Annotated in this window: 23 protein-coding genes; 12 read left to right on the top strand and 11 right to left on the bottom strand. The window is 73.7% G+C overall.

From position 1 onward, the window contains the following. Positions 1-20 precede the first annotated feature (20 nt). On the top strand, positions 21-1,076 hold the full coding sequence (locus PUR71_RS39715; RefSeq protein WP_329932168.1) for a 2-oxoacid:ferredoxin oxidoreductase subunit beta: 1,056 nt from the start codon (positions 21-23) through the stop codon (positions 1,074-1,076). Positions 1,077-1,153: 77 nt separating this feature from the next. Here PUR71_RS39715 and PUR71_RS39710 read toward each other — a convergent pair whose 3' ends face one another. The 3 genes from PUR71_RS39710 to PUR71_RS39700 all read right to left on the bottom strand — a co-directional run bounded on the left by PUR71_RS39710 (position 1,154) and on the right by PUR71_RS39700 (position 3,723). After that, the gene (locus tag PUR71_RS39710; RefSeq protein WP_329932167.1) at positions 1,154-1,534 is read right to left on the bottom strand and encodes a VOC family protein; all 381 of its coding nucleotides are present in this window, start codon (positions 1,532-1,534) and stop codon (positions 1,154-1,156) included. A gap of 166 nt (positions 1,535-1,700) precedes the next feature. After that, positions 1,701-3,377 (bottom strand): LCP family protein, encoded by a 1,677-nt coding sequence (locus tag PUR71_RS39705; RefSeq protein WP_329932166.1) that lies wholly within the window; start codon positions 3,375-3,377, stop codon positions 1,701-1,703. Further along, positions 3,370-3,723 (bottom strand): DUF6542 domain-containing protein, encoded by a 354-nt coding sequence (locus PUR71_RS39700; RefSeq protein WP_329932165.1) that lies wholly within the window; start codon positions 3,721-3,723, stop codon positions 3,370-3,372. The genes PUR71_RS39705 and PUR71_RS39700 overlap by 8 nt, the downstream gene beginning before the upstream one ends. A gap of 649 nt (positions 3,724-4,372) precedes the next feature. Between PUR71_RS39700 and PUR71_RS39695 the strand changes: the two genes are divergently transcribed. The 4 genes from PUR71_RS39695 to PUR71_RS39680 all read left to right on the top strand — a co-directional run bounded on the left by PUR71_RS39695 (position 4,373) and on the right by PUR71_RS39680 (position 7,727). Continuing rightward, positions 4,373-5,713 carry a ferredoxin reductase family protein gene (locus tag PUR71_RS39695; RefSeq protein ID WP_329932164.1) on the top strand — a complete coding sequence of 447 codons (1,341 nt, stop codon included), beginning with the start codon at positions 4,373-4,375 and terminating at the stop codon, positions 5,711-5,713. A gap of 49 nt (positions 5,714-5,762) precedes the next feature. After that, positions 5,763-6,221, top strand: coding sequence for an FMN-binding protein (locus tag PUR71_RS39690; RefSeq protein ID WP_329932163.1), 459 nt, complete (start codon positions 5,763-5,765; stop codon positions 6,219-6,221). Further along, a complete protein-coding gene (locus tag PUR71_RS39685; protein ID WP_329932162.1) occupies positions 6,218-6,979 on the top strand; it encodes an FAD:protein FMN transferase in 762 nt (253 codons plus the stop codon). The genes PUR71_RS39690 and PUR71_RS39685 overlap by 4 nt, the downstream gene beginning before the upstream one ends. A 115-nt stretch (positions 6,980-7,094) precedes the next feature. Further along, on the top strand, positions 7,095-7,727 hold the full coding sequence (locus PUR71_RS39680; RefSeq protein WP_329932161.1) for a TetR/AcrR family transcriptional regulator: 633 nt from the start codon (positions 7,095-7,097) through the stop codon (positions 7,725-7,727). Between the two features lie 27 nt (positions 7,728-7,754). Here PUR71_RS39680 and PUR71_RS39675 read toward each other — a convergent pair whose 3' ends face one another. Then, complete coding sequence (locus PUR71_RS39675) at positions 7,755-8,459, bottom strand: hypothetical protein (protein ID WP_329932160.1); 705 nt, start codon at positions 8,457-8,459, stop codon at positions 7,755-7,757. A gap of 482 nt (positions 8,460-8,941) precedes the next feature. On the opposite strand from PUR71_RS39675, the gene PUR71_RS39670 reads away from it, so the two are divergent. The 3 genes from PUR71_RS39670 (at position 8,942) to PUR71_RS39660 (ending at position 11,501) form a co-directional block, all read left to right on the top strand. After that, a complete protein-coding gene (locus PUR71_RS39670) occupies positions 8,942-9,712 on the top strand; it encodes a GNAT family N-acetyltransferase (protein WP_329932159.1) in 771 nt (256 codons plus the stop codon). A gap of 77 nt (positions 9,713-9,789) precedes the next feature. Next, positions 9,790-10,575: a thioesterase family protein gene (locus tag PUR71_RS39665; protein ID WP_329932158.1), complete on the top strand. Its 786-nt coding sequence runs from the start codon at positions 9,790-9,792 to the stop codon at positions 10,573-10,575. A gap of 47 nt (positions 10,576-10,622) precedes the next feature. Then, positions 10,623-11,501, top strand: a complete 879-nt coding sequence (locus PUR71_RS39660) for a S41 family peptidase (RefSeq protein WP_329932157.1) — start codon at positions 10,623-10,625, stop codon at positions 11,499-11,501. A 13-nt stretch (positions 11,502-11,514) separates the two neighbouring features. Here the strand turns inward: PUR71_RS39660 and PUR71_RS39655 are convergent, their stop codons facing one another. From PUR71_RS39655 to PUR71_RS39645, 3 genes are all read right to left on the bottom strand, one after another. Beyond that, the gene (locus PUR71_RS39655) at positions 11,515-12,030 is read right to left on the bottom strand and encodes a hypothetical protein (RefSeq protein WP_329932156.1); all 516 of its coding nucleotides are present in this window, start codon (positions 12,028-12,030) and stop codon (positions 11,515-11,517) included. Positions 12,031-12,428: 398 nt separating this feature from the next. After that, the gene (locus PUR71_RS39650) at positions 12,429-13,070 is read right to left on the bottom strand and encodes a class I SAM-dependent methyltransferase (RefSeq protein ID WP_329932155.1); all 642 of its coding nucleotides are present in this window, start codon (positions 13,068-13,070) and stop codon (positions 12,429-12,431) included. A gap of 50 nt (positions 13,071-13,120) precedes the next feature. Next, complete coding sequence (locus PUR71_RS39645) at positions 13,121-13,315, bottom strand: DUF6011 domain-containing protein (RefSeq protein WP_329932154.1); 195 nt, start codon at positions 13,313-13,315, stop codon at positions 13,121-13,123. A gap of 42 nt (positions 13,316-13,357) precedes the next feature. On the opposite strand from PUR71_RS39645, the gene PUR71_RS39640 reads away from it, so the two are divergent. Then, positions 13,358-14,125, top strand: a complete 768-nt coding sequence (locus tag PUR71_RS39640) for a TetR/AcrR family transcriptional regulator C-terminal domain-containing protein (RefSeq protein WP_329932153.1) — start codon at positions 13,358-13,360, stop codon at positions 14,123-14,125. Here the strand turns inward: PUR71_RS39640 and PUR71_RS39635 are convergent. Further along, entirely contained in the window at positions 14,112-14,453 is a 342-nt protein-coding gene (locus tag PUR71_RS39635; protein WP_329932358.1) for a winged helix-turn-helix transcriptional regulator, read from the bottom strand. The genes PUR71_RS39640 and PUR71_RS39635 overlap by 14 nt on opposite strands. A 141-nt stretch (positions 14,454-14,594) precedes the next feature. On the opposite strand from PUR71_RS39635, the gene PUR71_RS39630 reads away from it, so the two are divergent. Next, positions 14,595-15,443 (top strand): SDR family oxidoreductase, encoded by an 849-nt coding sequence (locus PUR71_RS39630; RefSeq protein WP_329932152.1) that lies wholly within the window; start codon positions 14,595-14,597, stop codon positions 15,441-15,443. Positions 15,444-15,577: 134 nt separating this feature from the next. Next, a complete protein-coding gene (rarD, locus tag PUR71_RS39625; protein ID WP_329932151.1) occupies positions 15,578-16,549 on the top strand; it encodes an EamA family transporter RarD in 972 nt (323 codons plus the stop codon). Between the two features lie 21 nt (positions 16,550-16,570). Here rarD and PUR71_RS39620 read toward each other — a convergent pair whose 3' ends face one another. From PUR71_RS39620 to PUR71_RS39610, 3 genes are all read right to left on the bottom strand, one after another. After that, positions 16,571-17,467 carry an ABC transporter permease gene (locus PUR71_RS39620; protein WP_329932150.1) on the bottom strand — a complete coding sequence of 299 codons (897 nt, stop codon included), beginning with the start codon at positions 17,465-17,467 and terminating at the stop codon, positions 16,571-16,573. Beyond that, positions 17,454-18,386 carry an ABC transporter ATP-binding protein gene (locus PUR71_RS39615; protein ID WP_329932149.1) on the bottom strand — a complete coding sequence of 311 codons (933 nt, stop codon included), beginning with the start codon at positions 18,384-18,386 and terminating at the stop codon, positions 17,454-17,456. Before PUR71_RS39615 ends, PUR71_RS39620 begins: the two co-directional genes overlap by 14 nt. 110 nt (positions 18,387-18,496) lie before the next feature. After that, entirely contained in the window at positions 18,497-19,753 is a 1,257-nt protein-coding gene (locus PUR71_RS39610) for a LolA family protein (RefSeq protein ID WP_329932148.1), read from the bottom strand. Positions 19,754-19,934: 181 nt separating this feature from the next. Between PUR71_RS39610 and PUR71_RS39605 the strand changes: the two genes are divergently transcribed. Beyond that, positions 19,935-22,538, top strand: a complete 2,604-nt coding sequence (locus PUR71_RS39605; protein ID WP_329932147.1) for a bifunctional FO biosynthesis protein CofGH — start codon at positions 19,935-19,937, stop codon at positions 22,536-22,538. Positions 22,539-22,574: the final 36 nt, after the last annotated feature.

Below are 22,574 nucleotides of genomic sequence, written 5' to 3'. Positions count from 1 at the left end.
GAGCGCAGCGAGGTGGGCGCATGAGCCAGAAGGAGTTCCCCTCGTTGCGGCTGGTGCCGAAGAGCGAGGAGCGGCAGAGCGCCAAGGACTTCAAGACGGACCAGGAGGTGCGCTGGTGCCCGGGCTGCGGGGACTACGCGATCCTGGCGGCGGTGCAGTCGTTCATGCCGGAGCTGGGGATCAGACGGGAGAACACCGTCTTCGTCTCCGGCATCGGCTGTTCGTCGCGCTTCCCGTACTACATGAACACCTACGGCGTGCACTCGATCCACGGGCGGGCGCCGGCGATCGCGACGGGGCTGGCGTCGTCGCGGCGGGACTTGAGCGTGTGGGTGGTGACGGGTGACGGCGACGCGCTGTCGATCGGCGGCAACCACCTGATCCACGCGCTGCGCCGGAACGTCAATCTGAAGATCCTGCTGTTCAACAACCGGATCTACGGCCTGACCAAGGGCCAGTACTCGCCGACCAGCGAGCTCGGAAAGATCACCAAGTCGACGCCGATGGGTTCGCTGGACGCCCCGTTCAACCCGCTGTCGCTGGCGATCGGCGCGGAGGCCTCGTTCGTCGCGCGGACGATCGACTCCGACCGCCAGCACCTGCAGTCGGTGCTGCGGGCGGCGGCGCTGCACGAGGGCACGGCGCTGGTGGAGATCTACCAGAACTGCAACATCTTCAACGACGGCGCGTTCGAGGTGCTCAAGGAGCCGGGCACCCGGGACGAGGCGCTGATCCGGCTGGAGCACGGCGCGCCGGTGCGCTTCGGTGCGGACGGCGGCCAGGGCGTGTTCCGCGGGCCGGACGGCGAGCTGTTCACGGCGGCGGTGACGCCGGAGAACGAGGCCGCGCTGGTGGTGCACGACGCGCACGCGCAGAGCCCGACGGCGGCGTTCGCGCTGTCGCGCATCGCTGACGCGGACACCCTGCACCACACCCCGATCGGGGTGCTGCGGGACGTGCGGCGCCCGGTGTACGACGAGCTGATGGCGAACCAGCTGGCGACGGCGGTGGCGCACCGGGGCCCGGGTGACCTGGCGACGCTGCTGGCGGGCAACGACACGTGGACGGTCGACTGACGCTCCCGCACGGACGACGGCGCCCCCTCGGCCAGGCCGGTCGAGGGGGCGCCGTCGTCGGGTGTGCCCGCCGCCCGCTACTGCCGGGCCCACTCCACTACCTCGATCACGACCCCGTTCGGGTCGGCGACCTGGAACAGCTTCTCGCCCCACGGCTCCTGGCGCAGTTCCATGGTGATCTCCACGCCCTCGCCGCGGAGACGCTCCTGTTCGGCGGTGGCGTCGGCGACGGTGAAGGCGAGGATCACGCCGGCCGCGGTGTCGTCGCGGTAGCTCTCCGGCAGGACCTCGATGCCGCGCCGGAGGTAGACCACGTTGACGCCGCCGCCGGGATGGCCGAGCGAGACGAATCCGTCCGCGGACATCAGCTCGGTGTAGGCGAAGTGCTGCTGGAGGAAGGCGGCGGACGCGGACACGTCCGGGACGGTCAGGGAGACGACGGAGTCGGTGATCTGCACGGCGGTGGACCTCTCCTCGGAACGGGGTGCGGGAACGGGGCGCACGATATCCCGTACGCAGTACACTATACATAGTACGGAGAAAAGGTCGAGAGGTCGGCCGCAAACGCCCGAAGGCGGGGCTCCCGGGTGGGGCCCCGCCTTCGGCGCGGTGGGTGGGGGTGCGTCAGTAGACGCAGGGGATACCGCCGTCGGACTGGGCGTCGACGCCCGGGCCCTGCATCGGCAGGTTGGCCGGCGGGTCGGCCGGGGCCTGCGGGGCGCCGGCGGCCGGGGCGGCGGGCTTGTCGCCGGCCACGCCGGTGAACGAGGTGCCGAGGACGACGGCCACGCGGTCGGCGCCGGTGGCGCTCGACTCGGTGGCGGTCACGCCGTAGCGGGCGGCGATCTGCTCGCCCGCGTCCTTGGCGCCCTTGCCGTAGGTCACCGCGGTGGCCTTCGGCTTCGAGGCCGCCGCGCCGGACTTGCCCTCCTTGAAGCCCATCGCGGTGAGCGCCTTGGACTCCGTGGCGGCGGCGCTGTCGACCTTGGAGGCGTTGTAGACGTCCACGGTGACGGGTGAGGCCGCCTTGGCGGCGGCCGTCGTCGGCTCCGGGGCGGACGCCGGCCGGCTCGGGGCGGCGGTGTCGGTGGCCGCGTCGCCCGCGGCGGGCGCGGAGGCGTCGGCGTAACCGAACACCTGCTTGACCACCTTCTGGATCTTGGACGGGGTGACGAGGTTGACGTCCTCGCCGTTCCTGCGGCCGAAGCCGTCGAAGGTGAGGGTGTTGAACTCGACGTTGCCGCCGGTCAGGGCCGGCGCCTGCTGGGCGAAATCGAGGACGTTCCACTGGTTGTCGATGACCAGGTCCTTCTGCACGACGCCGAAGAGGTCCTTGAGCTTGGCCAGGTCGCTGATGATCCCGTCCTGCTTGAGCTTGTGGGTGACGGAGGAGATGAAGGCCTGCTGGCGGTGGGTGCGGGCGAAGTCGCCGGAGTTTCCGTCCGGGCCGTCCAGGTTGTGGCGCTGGCGGACGAAGGACAGCGCCTGCGAGGCGTTGAGGTGGTTGATGCCCTTGTGGAAGTCGGCGCCGGAGCCCTGGCCCTCGATCGCCGGGTCCTTGGTGTCGTGGGTGAGGCACACGTCGATCGGCTGCACCGCCTTGGCGATGTCGTAGAAGCCCATCAGGTTGACCTCGGCCACGTGGTCGATCGGCTGGTCCAGGAAGGTCTGGACGGTGCGGATGGTCGCCGCGCGCCCGGCGTCGCGGCCGGCCTTCTCCAGGTCCGCGCCCTTGAGGCCCTTGGCCTGGAGGGCGGGCGTGGCCTTGTCCTTGGCGTTGCCGTAGGCCTCCTTGATCTTGGCCATGCCCATCTGGGTGCCGTCGCCCTTGAACGTCATGACGTAGTCGTCACGCGGGATGGAGACGGCCTGCACCTTGCCGCCGCCCGCGGGTATGTGCAGCAGGATCAGGGAGTTGGTGTTGTAGCCGCCGATGTCGGAGCTGTGGCCGGCGTGCAGCTCGTCCTGGACGAACTCCGGGGGCAGGTCGGTGCCGTCCATGTTCTTGCGGCTGTCGAGGCCGATCAGCAGCAGGTTGACCGAGTTGTCCAGGTGCTTGGGAGCGTCCTTCTTCGTCTCGGCGATGGCGTTGGACGTCGTCATGCCGTCGGTGAGGGACGTGTACTCGTACCAGACCACCCCGCTGGACACGAACACCGCGAGCGCCGTCGACACGGCCGCGGTGCGGCCGGCGACGAGCAGCGGCGAGCGGCGCGCTGCCGGGGCCTGCTGGCTCCGAGGGATCTGCGCGGTGCGGCGCGCGGAGGTGCGGTCCTCGCCGCCGGCGGGGTTCTCAGCCACGGTGCTTCCTCCCGTCCAGGATCACCCGGACCACGATCACCAGCGCGGCGGCCCCAGCGGCCGCGGCCATCACGGGAAAGCCGTGGACGACCCACTTCGCGGAGCCGGTCGCCAGCGCCTTGCCCCGGTACGCGTCGCCGTTGGCCGCCAGTTCGGCGGCGGCCGTGACGCCGAGGACGACCGGCGGCGAGGCGCACAGCACCCACCACCAGCCGTTGCGGGTGCTCAGCGCCGCCGCGAGGGCCGTCCCGAGGACGGCGCCGGCCGCGAACGCGAAGCCCATGCCGGGGCCGGAGAGCTCGTCGAAGGCCGCGCCGAGCGCGGGCAGGAGGAGGGCCGGCGCCACGGTCAGCAGGGTGCGGGCGGGGCCGCGCCGCGCGGGTGCGGCGCTCCGTCCCGCCGCGGCGGACGGCCCGGGGGCCGTGCTCCGCCCGGGGGCTTCGGCCGGCCCGGGGGTCTCGGACCCGCTCGACCGCCGTTCCGGTTCCCGGGTGGAGGACGTCCGTCCTCGTCTTCCGGCCACGCACTCACCCCCCGGTGTCTGCCGCGCCCGTGCGCCACGGCGGCGGCCTCACCCGGTCCCTCGGCGGGACGGGGTCGTGGTCGCTGTCGATGACTGGACGTCGGCGTTCGGCCGGCCGGTTCCCGCTGTCGGTCGGGGGCAGGCTCGCGTACAGGTTCCCTCTACACAGCTGTAGAGATCGAGCGCAGCATATAGCACCCCAGTTCGGCGCGGGTTTCGGCCCGGAGGCGCCCCGCGCTGTCCCGGCGACTTGCTCCCCCGGGCCCGCCGGACGTGCCGCCGATTGTCGCGGATGAGAAGGCGGTGAGAAAGGCGCTTCCCGAAAGAGCACCCTGACCTGCGGATATGCCGGACTTTCCGGGTCGTTCGGGGGCGTTCGCGGATCCGGCGGACCACGGGCTCAGGCCTCGTTGAATTCCGGACAGCACAATGGCGCTCCCGATGGCAGCAGAGGCGAGAGGAGGGGCGCGCAATGGCCGCCAGCGTCACACAGCCGCCGCCCGCGGCGGTCCGGCACCAGGCTCCGGAGGGGCTCGTGCCCGGAGCGGTGCTCGCCGCCGTCGCCCTCGGCGCGCTCGGCGTGCTCGCCCTGTGGTGGCGCGACACGGCGTTCGTGTCCGGCGCCGCGGGCTGGCTGAGCGGGGCCGGCCGGATCTCCGGCCTGCTCGCCGGGTACGCCGCTCCCGTCCTGCTGCTGCTCATGGCCCGGATCCCGCTGCTGGAGCGGGAGGTGGGCGCCGACCGGCTCGCCCGCTGGCACGCCTTCGGCGGCCGGTACCTCGTCGGCCTGGTCACCCTGCACGTCCTCACGATCGTGTGGGGCTACGCGCTGACCGACGGGCGCGGGGTGGTGGGGGAGGGCGTGGACATCGTCCTCCACTACCCCGACATGCTCAAGGCCACCGCCGGGACGCTGCTGCTGTTCGCCACCGGCACGCTCTGCGCCCGGATCGCCCGCCGCCGCCTCGGCTACGACGCCTGGTACTACCTGCACCTGGCCACCTACCTCGCCGTCGCGCTCGCCTTCGGCCACCAGCTCAGCACCGGCGCCGACCTCGGCGACGGCCCCGCCCGCCCCGCCTGGTACGCCCTCTACCTGGGCACCCTCGCTGTGCTCGGCTGGTACCGGCTGGCCCTGCCCTACCTGCGCGACCGGCGGCACCGGCTGAGGGTGGCCGAAGTGCGGCCGGAGGGCCCCGGCGTCGTGTCGGTGTTCCTGGTCGGCGAGCAGGTGGAGCGGCTGCGGGCCGAACCCGGGCAGTTCTTCCGCCTGGAGTTCAAGGCGCCCGGCCTGCGCTGGGCCGCCAACCCGTACTCGCTTTCCGCGCCGGTGCGCCCGCCGTTCCTGCGCTTCACCGTCAAGGACCTCGGCGAGCACAGCGCCGCCGTCGCGAAGCTGCGGCCCGGTACCCCGGTGCGGGCCGAGGGACCGTACGGGGCGTTCACCGGGCGGCGGCAGCGGCGGCGCAAGGTGCTGCTGCTGGCGGCCGGCGTCGGCATCACACCGCTGCGAGCGCTGTTCGAGACGCTGCCCGGCGAGCTGACCCTGATCCAACGCGCCCGCCGCCCCGAGGACTTGCTGTTCCAGGACGAGCTCGCCGCGATCGCCGCCCGCCGCGGCGCCGCCGTCCACCCGGTCGTCGGCACCCGTGCCGAGGTCGGCGACCTCGGGGCCGTGCTGCGCCGACTCGTCCCGGACCTCGCCCGGCATGAGGTGTTCCTCTGCGGCCCGGAGGAGTTCTCCGCGGACGCCGTCCGGGCCCTGCACGCGGCCGGCGTGCGCCGGATCCACCACGAGGCCTTCGGCTTCTGAGCCGGCCCCCGTCCACCGACCGTTCCCGACGAGCCAGGGAGTACCCACCGTGCGCAGAGCCGTCGTCGTCGGCAGCGCCACCGCCGCGGGCGTGATCCTGCTGCTGTCGCTCAAGCCGCATCAGGGCGCCCAGAGCGCCGCCGCCCCGATCAGCTCCGGCGGCTCGGGGGGCTCCGGCGGCACGCCCGGCCCCTCCTCTGCGCCGCCCGCACAAGCCTCGGACACCTCGGGCACCCGCGCGATCACCGGGGACTCCGTCGACACCCGGTACGGGCCCGTCCAGGTGAAGGTGACCCTCGCGGGCAAGAAGATCACCAGGATCGACGTGGTCGAGTACCCGACCGGGAGCGGGCGGGACAGGTCCATCAACAGCTACGCCCTGCCGGTGCTCAACCGGGAGGCCATCTCGGCCCAGAGCGCCGCGATCGACGTCGTCTCCGGCGCCACCTACACCAGCGACGGCTACACCCGTTCGCTCCAGAGCGCCCTCGACAAGGCGGGTTCGTGACGACCGGGGTGCGCAGGCACGCCGAGCACGTGATGGGGACGGTCTTCTCCTTCGCCGTCCACGGCGGCGGCCGGGACCTGGAGGACCTGCTCGCCCGGATCGTCGTGCGGCTGCACCGGATCGACGAGGTCTTCTCCCCCTACCGGGAGGACAGCGACATCAACCGGTTCGCGCGCGGGGAGATCGACCTCGGCGCGTGCGACCCCGAGGTCGCGCAGGTGCTGGCGCGCTGCCGCGAGGTGGCGGCGCAGACGGACGGCTTCTTCACCATGCGGCCCGGCGGGGTGCTCGACCCGAGCGGCTGGGTCAAGGGCTGGGCGGTCGAGGAGGCCTCGCGGGAGCTGCGCGAGGCCGGCTACGGGCGGCACTGCGTGAGCGGCGGCGGCGACGTCCAGACGGCGGGCGGGCCCTGGCGGGTCGGCATCGCGGACCCGCTGCGGCCGGGCGAGGTGGTCGCCGTGGTCACCGGGAACGACCTCGCGGTGGCGACCTCGGGCACCGCCGAGCGCGGCGCCCACATCGTCGACCCGTACCGGGGGCGGCCGGCCGAGGGGCTCGCCTCGCTGACCCTGGTCGGGGAACGGCTGGCCCGCGTGGACGCGTGGACGACGGCGGCCTTCGCGATGGGCCCCGACCGTGGCCTCGCCTGGGCGGCCGCGCAGCCGGGGATAGAGGCGCTCGCCGTCCTGCCGACCGGTGCCACCCGCTGGACCCCGGGCTTCCCGGCCCGCACGGACGCGGCGAGGGCGCTCGGATGACCCAGGAGGAGCCGCCCGGGCCCGCCGCCGCGTGCGCGCCTGCCGCGTGGGCCCGTGCCCCCGTCGACTGCTATACACTGCACCGGCTAGTTTCCCACTCAGGACAGGAGTCGCCGTGACGGTGACGAGCGGCGCGGGGCGCCCGGAGAAGCGCGTGGCCATCACGCGGGCCGCGACGGCCGTGTTCGGGCGCGAGGGGTACGTCCGGGCGAGCATGGACGCGATCGCGGCGGAGGCCGGCGTCTCGAAGCGCACGGTGTACAACCACTTCGCCGACAAGGAGACGCTCTTCCTGTCGGTCGCGCTGGCGAGCTCGGCCGAACTGACCGCCACCATCCGCGAGCTGGTCGACCGCCACCTCGGCAAGATCGTCGACCTGCGCCAGGACCTCACCGACTTCGCCGTCGACCGCGCGCACGCCGTCCTGTCCGCGGGTGACCACGGCGCGCTCGGCCGGGCCATCCGCGCCGAGGTGGCCAACATCCCGGCGGACGTCCTGGAGGCCTGGCTGGAGGCGGGCCCGATCGCCTCGCTGCGCGACATCGCCGAGAAGTTCGCGGCCCTGGCCGGCCGTGGCCTGCTGGCGGTGGACGATCCGGCCCTGGCCGCCGAGCAGTTCACGCTGCTGACCTTCCACGGCGTGGCCGACCGCTCCTTCTGGGGCGCGCTGCCGGTGCCGGATCAGGAGGTCGAACGGATCGCCGCCGTCGGCGTCGACGCGTTCCTGAAGGTGTACGGGGTGTCCTGAGCACTCAGGACACCCCGTCGGCGCCCGTCACTTCCAGACGACGCCCTTGCCGAGGGTGTACGGCTCGGACCAGTACTCGGCGCCCGCGACCTTGGACGCCGCCGGGGCGAGCGACACGGTGCAGCCCTCGGCGGACTGGCCGTTGGTGAAGCCGGCCGGCAGCGACTTGCCCGAGCACTTCGGGAACGACCCGAAGAGCGCCACGTCCTGCGCCCCGGAGCCGTCCGGCAGGAGCCCGCGGATCTTGGTGAGGCTGGAGTAGGACAGGTCGGTGGCGCCGACGTTGGTGAACTTGTAGTGGATGTAGTACGGCATCAGGCCCTTGGCCTTGTCCCCGAGCTTGAGCGAGTCGAGGTCGGCCTGGGTGCCCGCCTCGATCGAGGTGACGGTCAGGGTGATGGTGCCCTTGGTGCTGCCGGAGCTGAACGGCACCTGGAGGGTGTCGCCGATCTTGGCGGCGGTCCCGGCCGCGGCGTCCGTGCCGGGCGCGCCGCCCGCCGCCGGGGCGGAGGCGGTGGGTGCGGCGGCCGGGGTGCTGGGCGCGGCGGTGGTCGGGGCGGCGGCCGGGGTGGTCGGGGCGGCGCTGGTCGGGGCCGGTGCGGCGGCCGTCGGCGCGGCGCTCTTCGTGGCGTCGGACGACGCGTTGTCGTTGCACGCGGTGAGCGTCAGCGCACCCACGACGGCGAGGCCGGCGAGCGCGCGCATGCTCGTTCTGGAGGCGGAGCTGTTCACGTGTCGTTCCCCCGTGCTCGTGGACCGCCGGACGGCGGTCCTCTCGGTGAACGTTGATAGCGCACACCGGCACACCGGCACACCGGCTTTGACGGCCTTTTGACCGCACCGTGACAGCCTGGCGACCAGTCCGGTACCCAGGCCGGCGTCCGGAGCGGTGCGCTGAACACCCGACCCCGGCCGCCCTGTCGGATCGCCGCGGCAGCGCGGCGGGTCGGCCGCCCGCCCGCCGACGTGGACGGCGGCGGGCCGGTGCGGGAACAGTCGAAACAGGTCCCGCGCCCGGCTGGCAGCGCCGGTGACCTGCCGCGGACGACGAGGAGCCGTGCGACGAGCCGCTCTGCCGGGTGTCCGAATGCGCCGCCGGCCACACCCACCTGCCGTCCGGCGAGGTCCACCGGGCCTCGGGAGCCGGGCGCGCGCTTCCTCCCGGCGCGAGGCGGTCGACCCCGTTCGTACCCGCCGGTCCGTATCCTCGCCGAGTGCCCCTCATCAGCCTGCACGACCGGTCCGCGCTCGCCGCCCGCTTCCTGGCCGACCCGGCGCTCCACCTCTTCGAACTCGGCGACCTCGACGACACGTTGTGGCCCAACACCACCTGGTACACGACCGGCGGCCCGGTGGCCCTGCTCTACACGGGCGGGGACGTCCCGGTGCTCCTCGCCTTCGCCCGGCCGGCCGGCGTCCCCGCGCTCGAAGCGCTCCTGGCCGAGCTGCGCCCGTTCCTCCCGCGCCGCTTCACGGCGATGCTGCCGGTGGGGACCCACCGTGCCCTGGAGCCGGACTACGGTGTCGAGCACCGTTCGACGCTGCTGCGCATGATGCTCCCGGCCGAGCCCGTGCTGCCCGAAGTCACCGGCGAGCCGGTGCCGTTGACCGGCGAAGACGTCCCGGATCTCCGCGCGCTCCTGGCCGAGGCCTACCCCGGGTCGTGGTTCGACGAGCGGCTCGTCCCCGGTGGCTACGTCGGCCTCCGCGGCGCGGACGGCCGGCTGCTGGCCACCGCCGGCGTGCACGTCCGCTCCGCCGCGTACGGCGTCGCCGTCCTCGGCAACGTGACCACCCGCCCGGACGCCCGGGGGCGGGGCCTGGCCCGCGCCTGCGTCACCGCGCTGTGCCACCGGCTCGCGGAGACGACCGCCCACATCGGCCTGAACGTGCGGACGGACAACGCCCCGGCGATCCACCTCTACGAGCGGCTGGGATTCACGTCGGTCGCCACGTTCGAGGAACTGGTGATCGCGGGGCGGTGAGGCGGGGGTGCGGGAGACGGGGGTGTGGGCATCGTCACCGTTCCGACCGGGACGTTCGGGCGCCTACGATCGCGGGCGTGAACGACAGCTACTTCCAGCGCACCGGTGAGCGTCGCTTCAAGCCCACCGTCCACGCGGGCGGCGCCTGGAACGCCGACGAACTGCACTTCAGCCCGGTGGGCGGCCTCGTGGTCCACGCGATCGAACGCCACCGCGCGGAGACCGGCGCGGCGGGCGGACTGGCGCTGTCCCGCATCGGCTTCGACATCCTGGGCCGGATCCCGGTCGACGAGTGCGAGATCACCGTCGAGACCGTCCGCCCAGGCCGGACGGTCGAACTGGTGGAGGCGGTCCTGGTCATAGGGGGCCGGGCGGTGATCCGAGCCCGCGCCTGGTACCTGGCGACGCTCGACACGTCGGCCGTGGCCGGGAGCCCGCTGGAAACCATGGCCGGGCCCGAGGAGTTCGAGCCGTGGCCGATGAGCGAGCTGTGGGGCGGTGGCTACATCGCCTCGATCGACGTCCGGCGGCGGAAGTCGGCCCCGGCGGGCCGGGCGGCCGCATGGATCCACAGCGACGTGGGGCTGGTGGCGGGCGAGGAGATCAGCCCGCTGGCCTCCTTCGTGGCGCTGGTCGACACGGCCAACGGCGTCGCGGTGCGCAAGCCGCCCACGGAGTGGATGTATCCGAACGTCGACCTCACCATCCACCTGCACCGCCGGCCCGAGGGCCCGTGGACGGGGATGGACACGACGGTGACGTTCGGCCCGACCGGCCAGGGCCTCACCAGCACCGTCCTGCACGACGTCGACGGCCCGGTCGGCACCGCGCAGCAGATCCTGACGGTGCGTCCACTGACCTAGAGGAAAACCGCTGGGCAGACGTTCGGTACCGCCCTAGCATCGCGCGAATGACCACTCATGAAGCGATACTCGACGCCGCCCTCGACCGGATCACCGCCGGCTACGTGTTCCCGGACCGGACGGCCGCGATCGAGGCGACGATCCGCGGCCGACAGGCCGAAGGCGCGTACGAGGGCCTGGAAGAGCGGGAGCTGTGCGAGCGCGTCACGGCGGACCTGCAGTCGGCCTGTCCGGACAAGCACCTGCGGCTGCTGTGGAGCGAGGAGCCGCAGCCGATGGACGAGGAGCCGGAGGAGGTCGCCCGGGAGCGCTTCGAGCGCTACGCGCGGGAGAACAACTACGGCGTGCGGCGCGTCGAGCAGCTGGACGGCAACATCGGCTACCTCGACCTGCGGATGATCGCCCCCGCCGAGCCGGGCGGCCCGGCGTTCGCGGCGGCCATGCAACTGCTGGCGCCCACCGACGCGTTGATCGTCGACCTGCGCCAGTGCTCGGGCGGTGCGCCGGAGGGCGTGCAGCTGTGGTGCAGCTACTTCTTCGCGGGCGACGAGGTGCACCTCAACGACATCTACGAGCGGAAGACGGGCGTCACCCGCCAGTACTGGACGCTGGGCCACCTCGCCGCACCGCGCTACCTGGACCGTCGGGTGGTGGTGCTGACCAGCGGCTTCACGTTCTCGGGCGGCGAGGAACTGGCCTACAACCTCAAGGCGTTGAAGCGCGCCACCCTGGTGGGCGAGACGACCAGGGGAGGCGCCCACCCCACGGCCCGCGTCCCGGTGGCCCCCCACGTGATGGTGACGGTGCCGACCGCCCGCTCGATCAACCCGGTGACCGGCACGAACTGGGAGGGCGTGGGCGTCGTGCCCGAGGTGGAGGTCCCGGCCGAGGACGCGCTGGAGACGGCCCTGAACCTCCTGCGCTGACAGGCGCCCTGCGCTAGGCGGTGGTGCGGCCCGACCACCAGACCGAGCCGAACAGGCACAGGCCGGGAAGGATGCCGGCGACGGTGGAGACGGCGGCTGCGGGGGCACCGAGGAAGGCGAGGGCCGTACCGAGGGCACCGCAGGCCGCCATCGAAGCGCCGAGGACGCGGAGTTGGGGGCGCTGCCAGGCGGTCGCGAGGCCGAAGAAGTGCACGCCGACGACGAAGGCGATCCAGCCGACGGTGGCGGCGGGGGTGTGGAGGGCCTTGTTGATGACCACGAGTCCGGCGGCTATGCCGACGACTTCGGCGACGACGACGAGCCAGTAACGCCCACCGAAGCGGGGGGCGGCGGGGGAGGAGGCCTCGGGGGCGGGGCGGCGGTTGAAGACGCCGAGGTAGAGGAAGGCCGCGACCGCGAGCACTCGGAGAGGGACGGCGACGGCGTCGGGGAGGGCGGTGGTGTTGGCCTCGACGAAGACGAGCCCGAAGCTCGACCCGATGAGCCTGGTGGCTCGGACTCTGTTCATGATCGGACGATACTCCCCGGCGGTGGGCCGGGAGCTGGGCGGATGCGGGAGCCGGTGGGATTCGAACCCACGGGCGGGAGCCGAGCAGGGCCGCTCCTCCTCCGCCGATCGACGCACGGGGGTCCTCCGGTGCGTCGATTGCAATGGGCCGCTCTGCCACGGGCCGCATCCTGCGGGATTGCGCGGTCCCGCTGTCCGCGATCCTACGAAGTGACGCACCGGCCGCGCGACCGGTTTGCCCCTGGCCCCGCACGTCGCGGGCCGTCGTGTCCCGCGCCTCCCAGGTTCCAGGTGATGACCCGTCGGGGAGGCGCCCGGACGATGTCCGGGCCGAAGACGTCGGGGACCACCGGCGGGGGCGCTCGCCAAACCTCCGACTCCCGTGTCGGACCGGTCCGTTACCGGGCGCGCAGCAGCAGGTGGCCGCGCCGGAAGCGCTCGTTCTCGCCGGGCTGCCGCAGCATCCGGCCGACCTCCGCGAACCCCGCCCCGCCGGCGAGGCGCGCGAGCTCGTCGACCGGCCACCGGTAGGCCGTCGTCACCTTGTGGTCGAACGGCGCGACCGGCCCGCCCTCGGCCTCGAAGAAGCCGATCAGGAGGTGTCCGCCGACGGCGACCACCCGCCGGAACTCGCCCAGGTACGAGGGGACGTCCGCCGGCGGCGTGTGGATCAGCGAGTACCAGGAGACGGCTCCGGCCAGCGACCCGTCCGCCGCGTCCAGCGCGTCCATCGACCCGACGTCGAACCGGACGCCCGGGTACGTCTGGCGGGCGATCCCGACGAGCGCGGGCGACAGGTCGACGCCGAAGGCGTCCACGCCGAGCCCGCGCAGGAACGCGGACACGTACCCCGGCCCGCAACCGAGGTCCGCGACCGGGCCCGGCACGCCGCTGGACCGCACGACGTCCGCGAAGGCGGTGACGAACGAGCGGTCCAGCGGGAGGGGCGAGAGCCCGTCGCGGACGAGGTCGGCGTAGCGGACGGCGACGGCGTCGTAGGCGTCGGCCGTGGAGCGGTGATGTGACGAGAGTTCAGGCACGGCCGACGACCTTAGACCCCCGGCGACCCCCGGGTGAACCCGCACGTGAACTAGACCCCCGGCAGCGGATCCTGGTCGACGTCGTGCCGCGGGACGCGCTCGGCGGGGTCGCGGCACTCCGGGCCGAGCCGCAGGATGCGCGACTCGGGGTCGTGCAGCGGCCGGTGGCAGCGGCGGCAGGTGACGCGGTGGCGGACGGCCTCCGGGGTGTCCGTCCCGGGCAGCGGGTCAGGGGAGCTGGTCATGGTGAGACCGTAACGAAGCGGGCGCCGTGAAAGGATCCCCCCATGGCCACCGACCGCACCAGCGCAGGAGACCCGGCGCGCACCCTCGCCATCCTCTGGGGCCTGACCGCCGAGGAGAAGCCGGGCCGCCGCGGCCCCCGGCAGGCCCGCTCGACCGGCGAGATCGCGGCGGCGGCCATCGCGCTCGCCGATGCCGAGGGCGTCGACGCGGTCACCATGCGGCGCATGGCGCAGGAGCTCGGCCTGTCCCCGATGGCGCTCTACACGTACGTGCCCGGCAAGGCCGAACTGCTCGACCTGATGCTCGACACCGTCTACGCGACCATGCCCCGCACCGCCCCCGCCGACGACGGCTGGCGCGCCCGCGTGACGGCCGTCGCCGACGACAACCGGGCCCTGTACCGGGCCCACCCGTGGATCGCGGCCGTGTCCACCAGCCGGCCGCCGCTCGGTCCGGGCCTGATGGCCAAGTACGAGTACGAGCTGCGCGCCTTCGAGGGCACCGGCCTGCCGGACGTCGACCTGGACGCGGCGCTCACCCACGTGCTGGGCTTCGTCCAGACCTGCGCCCGGATGGCCTCCGACGAGCGGGCCGCGCAGCAGGACAGCGCGATGACGGACGAGCAGTGGTGGGCCGCCAACGCGGGCCTGCTGGCCCGGGTGTTCGACGCCGAGCGCTACCCGGTGGCGGCCCGCGTCGGAGCCGCGGCGGGCGCGGCGCACGGCGGTGCCTACGACCCGGACCACGCCTACGCGTTCGGCCTCGCACGCGTGCTGGACGGCCTGGCGGCCCTGATCACGGAGCGGTAGGCCGCCCGTCGTACTCCTCGCGGGCGGCCAGCACGTCGGGCACCCGCCGCTGCGACCACAGCGCGAGCGCCGCGACCAGCTCGGCGGCCTCGTGCCCGAGCGGCGTGAGGCTGTAGTCGACCCGGGGCGGGATCACCGGGTGGGCCTCGCGGAGCACGAAGCCGTCGCGCTCCAGCGTTTGGAGGGTCTGGGCGAGCATCTTCTCGCTGACCCCGACGACCCGGCGGCGCAGCTCGCTGAAGCGGTAGCCGCGCTCGCGCAGCGCCCACAGGACGAGCACGCCCCAGCGGCTGGTGACGTGCTCGAGCACGCCCCGGGACGGGCACATGCGGTCGAAGACGTCGGCCGCGGGGAGCTTCTCGATTACCTTCACGTCAGTACCCTACTTTGAAGTGCGTACTTTCGAAAGGTTAGTGCCATCCCTAGGGTGAGTTCCGAGGTCAACACCACGAATCCGAGGAGCACGCCCATGTACGTCGTCACCGGTGCCACCGGCCAGCTCGGCCGCCTCGTCGTCGAGGGCCTGCTGGCCGCCGTCCCCGCGGGTGAGGTCGCGGTCGCCGTCCGCTCCGCCGGGAAGGCGGCCGACCTGGCCGCCCGCGGCGTGGCGGTCCGCGTGGTCGACTACGACGAGCCCGAGACGCTGGCCGGCGCGTTCGCGGCCGGCGACCGGGTGCTGCTGATCTCGGGCAGCGAGGTCGGCCGCCGCGTCCCGCAGCACCGCGCCGTGATCGACGCCGCGAAGGCGGCCGGGGTCGCGCTGTTCGCCTACACGAGCGCGCCGGGCGCGGCCACGTTCCGGCTGGCCGACGAGCACCGGGCCACGGAGGAGCTGATCGCGGAGTCCGGGCTGCCGTCCGTCCTGCTGCGCAACGGCTGGTACACCGAGAACTACCTCGGCGACGCGGCCGGCACGGTGGCCCGCGGCGTGGTGCTCGGCAGCGCGGGCGAGGGCCGGGCGGCCACCGCCCCGCGCAAGGACTACGCGGACGCGGCGGTCGCGGTCCTGCTCGGCGAGGGCCACGAGGGCCGGGTGTACGAGCTGAGCGGCGACAGCGCGTGGAGCCTGCCGGAGCTGGCCGCCGAGCTGGCCGCGGCCTCGGGCGCACCGGTCGTGCACCGCGACGTGACCCCGGCCGAGCACCGCGAGGTGCTGGTCGGCGCGGGACTGCCGGAGGGCTTCGCCGAGGTCCTGGTGGACGTCGACGCGGGCATCGCGCGCGGCGAGCTGGCCGGCACCCCGGGCGACCTCGCCCGCCTGATCGGCCGTCCGACCGTCCCGCTCGCCGAGTCCGTCCGCGCGGCCCTCGCGGTGTGACGCGCACCCGCCCTGAGCTCGGCGTTCTCGCCCCTTGGGCAATGTCATGACCAAAATCCGGAAACGGAGATGACAGCCTGCCCTCCCGCCCGCTACCGTCGCCTCGACATACGCGCGCGGAGGGCAGGCGGCAGATGCCGGACACAACGAAGCAGGAGAGCGGCAACGGCATCTGGTACGGCGCCGCCGCCTACGGCATGTGGGGGCTCTTCCCGCTGTACTGGCCGCTGCTGGAGCCCGCCGCCGCCGACGAGATCCTCGCCAACCGCATGGTCTGGTCGCTCGTCGCGGTGGTGCTCCTGCTGGCCTTCCAGCGGCACTGGGGCTGGATGCGCCCGCTGCTGCGCCAGCCCCGCCGGGTCGCGATGCTGGCCGCCGCGGCCACCGTGATCTCCGTCAACTGGGGCGTCTACATCTGGGCGGTCAACAGCGGCCACGTCGTCGAGACCAGCCTCGGCTACTTCATCAACCCGCTCGTGACGATCGGCTTCGGCGTCCTCGTCCTCAAGGAGCGGCTGCGCGCCGCCCAGTGGACGGCGGTCGGCGTCGGCGCGGCGGCGGTCGCGGTGCTCACCGTCGCGTACGGGCGGCTGCCGTGGATCGCCCTCACCCTCGCGCTGTCCTTCGCCACCTACGGCCTGCTGAAGAAGACGGTCGGGCTGAGCGGTGTGGAGAGCCTGGCGGCGGAGAGCGCCTTCATGTTCCCGTTCGCCCTGGCCTACCTGGTCTACCTGCAGGTCAGCGGGCACGGCACCTTCGGCCACACGGTGGCCGACTCGTACGGGTGGGGCCACTCCGGGCTGCTGGCGCTCAGCGGCCTCATCACCGCGATCCCGCTGCTGTGCTTCGGCGCGGCGGCCGTGCGGGTGCCGCTGACGGTGCTCGGGCTGCTGCAGTACCTGGCGCCGGTGTTCCAGTTCCTCATCGGCGTCGCGGTGTTCCACGAGTCGATGCCGCCCGCGCGCTGGGCCGGCTTCGGCCTGGTCTGGGCGGCGCTCGCCATCCTGACCTGGGACGCTCTGCGTCGGGTGCGGGCCGACCGCGCGGAGCGGGCGGCCGCGGCGCGGACGCCGCGACCGGCCCCCGCCCCGGCGGCCACCCGCTGAGACACCTGCGGGAAGGGCCGCTCAGGCGCTGATGTCCCGGCTGGAGAACCGCGCCCAGGCCGCCGAGCCGAACACGGCGACGTAACCGGCCTGCAGGGCGAGGTTCTTCAGCACCCCGTCCCAGTACATCGGCTGGCGCAGCAGGTCCGCGAAGCTCAGCCAGTAGTGGGTGAACAGGAACGGCCGGACCGCGTCCAGCTGCGGGAAGCTGTCCAGGATCTGGACGGTGATCACCAGCACCACCGTGGCGGCCATCGCCGCGATGCCGCTGCCGGTGAGCGTCGAGACGAACAGCCCGATCGCCACCAGCCCGGCCAGCGAGAGCGCCACCACCGCGGCGACCAGCAGCGCGCGCGGCAGCGCGTCGCCGAGGCCGATGGTGTCGCCGGACAGCAGCGTCACCTTTCCGAGCGGGAACAGCGCGGCGCCGGTGGCCAGGGCCGTCAGCGCGACGGCCGCGGTGGCCGCCAGGCAGAAGGCGAGCCCGGCGGTGAACTTGGCGGCCAGCAGCCGCGTCCGCCCGGCCGGGGCGACCAGCAGGTAGCGCAGCGTCCCGGTGGCGGCCTCGCCGGCCACCGAGTCCCCGGCGACGACGCCGACCGTCATCGGCAGGAAGACCGGCAGCGCCACGGCGAGCGCGGTGAACACCAGGAACAGGCCGTTCTGGGTGGTCTGCGCGATGAAGCTCGGACCGCCGCCGTCGCCGTGCGGGCTGTCCGTGTTGACCTTGATGACCACGCCGATCAGGACCGGCAGCGCCGCCAGGATCGCCAGCAGCACCAGGGTCCGCATCCGGCGGAAGGTCAGGTGCAGCTCGTTGCGGAACAGCGCCAGGAACCCGGACGCCGTCTGCGGCCGCCGCCCGGCGGCCCCCGCCCCGGCTCCGGGCGCGAGCGCCACCGCCTCAGCCCGCGACATCGAAGCCCTCCCCGGTCAGCGCCACGAAGGCGTCCTCCAACGTGCCCCGCTCCAGGCCGAAACCGTGCACCCGCACGCCGGCCTCGACCAGCGCCGCGCACAGCTTCGGCAGCGCCGCGTCGTCGACGGCCGCGAGCTCGCCGTCCACCCGGTCCTCGCCGCGCACGACGTCGGCGACCTGGTGGGCCGCGAGCACCTCGGCGGCCCGGTCGGCGTCCGGCGTGCGGACCACCAGCCGGCCCTGGGCCCGGGCGGCCAGCTCGGCGACGGTGCCCTGCACCACCAGCCGGCCGCGGGACATCACGGCGGCGTGCGTGCAGACCTGCTCGATCTCGTCGAGCAGGTGCGAGGAGAGGAACACCGTGGTGCCCTCCGCCGCGACCTCCCGCACCAGCGTCCGGATCTCCCGCATGCCCTGCGGGTCCAGGCCGTTGGTCGGCTCGTCCAGCACCAGCAGTTCGCGCGGCTGCAACAGCGCCGAGGCCAGGCCGAGCCGCTGCTTCATGCCGAGCGAGTACGCGCGGGCCTTCTTGCCCGCCGCCGCGGTGAGCCCGACCCGGTCCAGCGCCTCGTCGACGCGGCGGGTGCGGGTGCGCGGATCGGCCGTCGGGTCGGCGGCGTCGAAGCGGGCGAGGTTGTCGCGGCCGGACAGGAAGCCGTACAGCGCGGGGCCCTCGATCAGCGCGCCCACCCGGGGCAGCACGGTCGCGACGGACTGCGGCATCGGCTCGCCGAGCACGGTCGCCACGCCGGAGGTGGGCGAGATCAGGCCCATCAGCATGCGGATGGTGGTGGTCTTGCCGGAGCCGTTCGGGCCGAGGAAACCGAAGACCGAGCCGCGCGGGACGGCCAGGTCCAGGCCGTCGACGGCGAGCTGGCCGCCGCGGAAGCGCTTGGTGAGGCCGCGGGTGCGGATCACGTCATCGGAACGTGAGGGGGCGGCAGCGGGAACGGGGACCGGACGCGCCTCGGCGCCCCGGCCCCCGGCCGACTCCGTAACGTCCCCCGTTACGGGAGTCTTCGTCACCCCTACTTCACCCCGGCCGCGTTCTGCAGGACGGACTCCGTGACGGCGCCGGCGAACACCCGGCCGTCGTCGGTGATCAGGACGTTGAGCACCTTGGTGCTGATCAGCGTGCCGCCGGCGACCGGCTTGCCGAGCGACTTGGCGAGCGCCGCCGGGTTCTGGAACGAACCGTGGCCGCCGCGCTTGCCGTCCTTGGCACCGCTGTCCGGCGCGCCCGCCGGGGCGCTCGGCAGGTGCGCGGCGATGACCGAGGTCCAGCCCTCGCCGATCACGTTCGTCCCGGCCCGCTCGCCGGACTCCTCCGTGCCGTCGGTGCCGCGCTTGGCCTCCGCCTCGCCGCGTGCCTGCTTCCCGTCCGCCGTGTGCTCCGTCACCTTGGCGCCCTTGGGCACGGTGAAGTCGAAGGTCTTGGCGGCCGGCTCGGCGAAGGAGACGTCCGTGAAGTGCACGTCCAGCACGGTGCCGCCGCCGGTGCCCAGCACCTTGACCGCGAGCGGCACGCCGTTGTCGGCGGCCACCGCGATGCGGACCTCGGAGATCGTCGAGCCGGACTGCTTCGGCTTGACGCTCAGCTGGTAGGCGTTCTGCCCGGCCACCTTGGCGGTGCCGGCCACCGTGACGGAGGTGGTGCTCGCGCTCTTTGTCAGGAACTGCTTGGCGGCCTCCTGCGGCGTCGTCGGCACGCCCGACAGCGGGGCCTTCGGGTGCTCGGCGCCCCGGTGCTCGGCGACCTGACCGGACATGTGCACGGCCTGGTTGGACGAGCTGTCCCACGCCCAGGCCTGGTCGCCGTTGTGGACCAGGGTGTAACCCGCCATGTTCTCCAGCAGGTCGATCCGCTGGCGGTCCGGCCCGTCCACCGCGACCCGCAGGGTCTGGTCGCCGCCCAGCAGGCCGAGCAGCTTGGCCTGCGGATCGGCGGACGAGCCGCCCTGCCCGCCACCGCGCCCGGCCGCGGCGCCGAGGCCGCCGGCCGCCGCGCCGAGCAGCTGGCTCGGCACCCCGAGGTCGGTCGAGAGCGAGACCGTCCCGGAGAGGGCCTGGGCGTCCGAGGCGAGCGCCTTGGCGACCACCTGCTCCGCCGTCAGCGAGGGGAGGTCCGGCGGGGAGTCGGCGGCCAGCGCGGGCACCAGCCCGATGCCCGTGGCGATCGCCGCGGCCACCGCCACCGGAACGCCCGCGCGCATCAGGGTGCGCCGCCGTGAGCGGTACGGCGCGCCGCCGTCCACGTTCTCCCCCGCCGCCGTCTCATTCGTCATGGCGTCATCAACTCCTCTGCGAACCCGCCCGATTGCCTTGCCCTTCCATTAGAGGCCCGCGCCGCGCGCGCGTCATCGCCCTGAGGGGCCACTTCGGGGTAAACCGCCGGGGTACGTCAACCCTGAGACGTCCTCAGGGTTGGCTCCTCCCGGTGTACGACTCCTGGCGTAGTGTCGCCGCATGGACGCAACCGCCGCCGACCGCACCGACTCCCCGACCTCGCCGCCCCCCACCGCCAGCGCCATGCGCCGCGCCCTGCGCCGCGCCCGGGACGGCGTCGCGCTCGACGTCACCGAGGCGGCCGTGCTGCTCCGGGCCAGAGGCGAGGACCTGCGGGACCTCTGCGCGAGCGCCGCCCGGGTGCGGGACGCCGGTCTGGAGGCCGCCGGCCGGCCCGGTGTCATCACCTACTCCAAGAGCGTCTTCATCCCCCTCACCCGGCTGTGCCGCGACAAGTGCCACTACTGCACCTTCGTGACCGTCCCCGGCAAGCTGCGCCGGGCCGGCCACGGGATGTACATGTCCCCCGACGAGGTCCTCGCGGTGGCCCGCCGAGGCGCCGAACTCGGCTGCAAGGAAGCCCTGATCACACTCGGCGACAAGCCCGAGGACCGCTGGCCCGAGGCCCGCGAGTGGCTCGACGCGCACGGCTACGACGACACCGTCGCCTACGTCCGCGCGATGTCCATCCGCATCCTGGAGGAGACCGGCCTCCTCCCGCACCTCAACCCCGGCGTGCTGAGCTGGACGGACTTCCAGCGCCTCAAGCCCGTCTCCGCGTCCATGGGCATGATGCTGGAGACCACCGCCACCCGGCTGTGGAGCGAGCCCGGCGGCCCGCACCACGGCTCCCCGGACAAGGAACCCGCCGTCCGGCTGCGGGTCCTGGAGGATGCGGGCCGCAGTTCCGTCCCCTTCACCAGCGGCCTGCTGATCGGCATCGGCGAGACGTACGAGGAGCGCGCCGAGTCGCTGTTCGCGCTGCGCAAGGTCTCCCGGGCCTACCACGGGATCCAGGAACTGATCCTGCAGAACTTCCGCGCCAAGCCGGACACCGCCATGCGCGGCATGCCCGACGCCGAACTCGACGAACTGGTCGCCACGGTGGCCGTCGCCCGGCACGTCCTCGGCCCGGCCGCGTGCCTCCAGGCGCCGCCGAACCTGGTGGACGGCGAGTACGAGCGGCTGATCGGGGCCGGCATCGACGACTGGGGCGGCGTCTCCCCGCTCACCCCCGACCACGTCAACCCCGAGCGCCCCTGGCCGCAGATCGAGCGCCTCGCCGAGCGCTCCGCGGCGGCCGGCTTCGAGCTGCGTGAACGCCTGGCCGTCTACCCCGAGTACGTGCGCCGCGGCGAGCCCTGGCTGGACCCGCGCGTCCTGCCGCACGTGCGCGCCCTGGCCGACCCGGCGACCGGCCTCGCGAACCCGGACGCGCCCGTGACCGGCCTGCCCTGGCAGGAGCCCGAGGACCTCCCCGAGTCCTACGGGCGCACCGACCTGCACGCCACCATCGACACCGAGGGCCGCACCGGCGACCGCCGGGCCGACTTCGAGGACGTCTACGGCGACTGGGAGGTCCTGCGCGAGCAGGTGCTCGCGGAGGGCGCGCCGCAGCGGCTCGCCGGGGACCTCCGCGAGGCGCTCGCGGTCGCCGCCGACGACCCGACGCGGCTCACCGACGACCAGGCCCTCGCCCTGTTCCACGCCGACGGACCCGCGCTGGACGCGCTCTGCCGCATCGCGGACGACGTGCGCCGCGACACCGTCGGCGACGACGTCACCTACTGCGTCACCCGGAACATCAACTTCACCAACGTCTGCTACACCGGCTGCCGGTTCTGCGCCTTCGCCCAGCGCCGCACCGACGCCGACGCCTACACCCTCTCGCTCCAGCAGGTCGCCGACCGGGCCGCGCAGGCGTGGGAGGTCGGCGCCACCGAGGTCTGCATGCAGGGCGGCATCCACCCGGACCTCCCCGGCACCGCCTACTTCGACATCGCCCGCGCGGTGAAGGAGCGCGTGCCCGGCATCCACGTGCACGCCTTCTCGCCGATGGAGGTCGTCAACGGCGCCACCAGGACCGGCCTCCCGATCCGCGACTGGCTCCAGCGGGCCAAGGAGGCGGGCCTCGACACCATCCCCGGCACGGCCGCCGAGATCCTCGACGACGAGGTCCGCTGGGTGCTCACCAAGGGCAAGCTGCCCGCCGCCACCTGGGTCGAGGTCGTGACCACCGCGCACGAGCTGGGCATCCGCTCCTCGTCCACCATGATGTACGGGCACGTGGACACCCCGGCGCACTGGCTCGGGCACCTGCGGCTGCTGGCCGAGATCCAGCAACGGACGGGCGGCTTCACGGAGTTCGTCACCCTGCCGTTCGTCCACACCAACGCGCCGGTCTACCTGGCCGGCATCGCCCGGCCCGGCCCGACCGCCCGCGACAACCGCGCGGTGGTCGCGATGGCCCGGCTGCTGCTGCACCCGCACATCCCCAACATCCAGACCAGCTGGGTCAAGCTGGGCGCCGAGGGCGCGGCCGAGATGCTGCGCTCGGGCGCCAACGACCTCGGCGGCACGCTGATGGAGGAGACCATCTCCCGGATGGCCGGTTCGGCGTACGGGAGTCACAAGTCGGTGCGCGACCTCCAGGCGATCGCCGAGGCCGCGGGCCGTCCGCACCGCCAGCGCACCACCACCTACGGCGAGGTGCCCGCCGAGCGCCGTGCCGCCGCGCTCGCCTCGGACGGCCACCTGCCGGAGCTGCTGCCCGTCCTCGACTGACGCTCCGCACGACGAGGGGTCCGGCACACCGCCCGC

Origin of the sequence: Streptomyces sp. SP17BM10 (genome assembly GCF_036322405.1) — a bacterium.
GTDB lineage: Bacteria > Actinomycetota > Actinomycetes > Streptomycetales > Streptomycetaceae > Kitasatospora.
Note: the sequence above shows the minus strand (reverse complement) of the source record. Positions and strands in the feature narration are given on the sequence as shown.

Coding starts and splice junctions, on each gene's coding strand:
- PUR71_RS39715 (WP_329932168.1), top strand. CDS start 21: ATGAGCCAGAAGGAGTTCCCCTCGTTGCGGCTGGTGCCGAAGAGCGAG.
- PUR71_RS39695 (WP_329932164.1), top strand. CDS start 4,373: ATGGCCGCCAGCGTCACACAGCCGCCGCCCGCGGCGGTCCGGCACCAG.
- PUR71_RS39660 (WP_329932157.1), top strand. CDS start 10,623: ATGACCACTCATGAAGCGATACTCGACGCCGCCCTCGACCGGATCACC.
- PUR71_RS39655 (WP_329932156.1), bottom strand. CDS start 12,030: ATGAACAGAGTCCGAGCCACCAGGCTCATCGGGTCGAGCTTCGGGCTC.
- PUR71_RS39645 (WP_329932154.1), bottom strand. CDS start 13,315: ATGACCAGCTCCCCTGACCCGCTGCCCGGGACGGACACCCCGGAGGCC.
- PUR71_RS39640 (WP_329932153.1), top strand. CDS start 13,358: ATGGCCACCGACCGCACCAGCGCAGGAGACCCGGCGCGCACCCTCGCC.
- PUR71_RS39635 (WP_329932358.1), bottom strand. CDS start 14,453: ATGTGCCCGTCCCGGGGCGTGCTCGAGCACGTCACCAGCCGCTGGGGC.
- PUR71_RS39630 (WP_329932152.1), top strand. CDS start 14,595: ATGTACGTCGTCACCGGTGCCACCGGCCAGCTCGGCCGCCTCGTCGTC.
- rarD (WP_329932151.1), top strand. CDS start 15,578: ATGCCGGACACAACGAAGCAGGAGAGCGGCAACGGCATCTGGTACGGC.
- PUR71_RS39620 (WP_329932150.1), bottom strand. CDS start 17,467: ATGTCGCGGGCTGAGGCGGTGGCGCTCGCGCCCGGAGCCGGGGCGGGG.
- PUR71_RS39610 (WP_329932148.1), bottom strand. CDS start 19,753: ATGACGAATGAGACGGCGGCGGGGGAGAACGTGGACGGCGGCGCGCCG.
- PUR71_RS39605 (WP_329932147.1), top strand. CDS start 19,935: ATGGACGCAACCGCCGCCGACCGCACCGACTCCCCGACCTCGCCGCCC.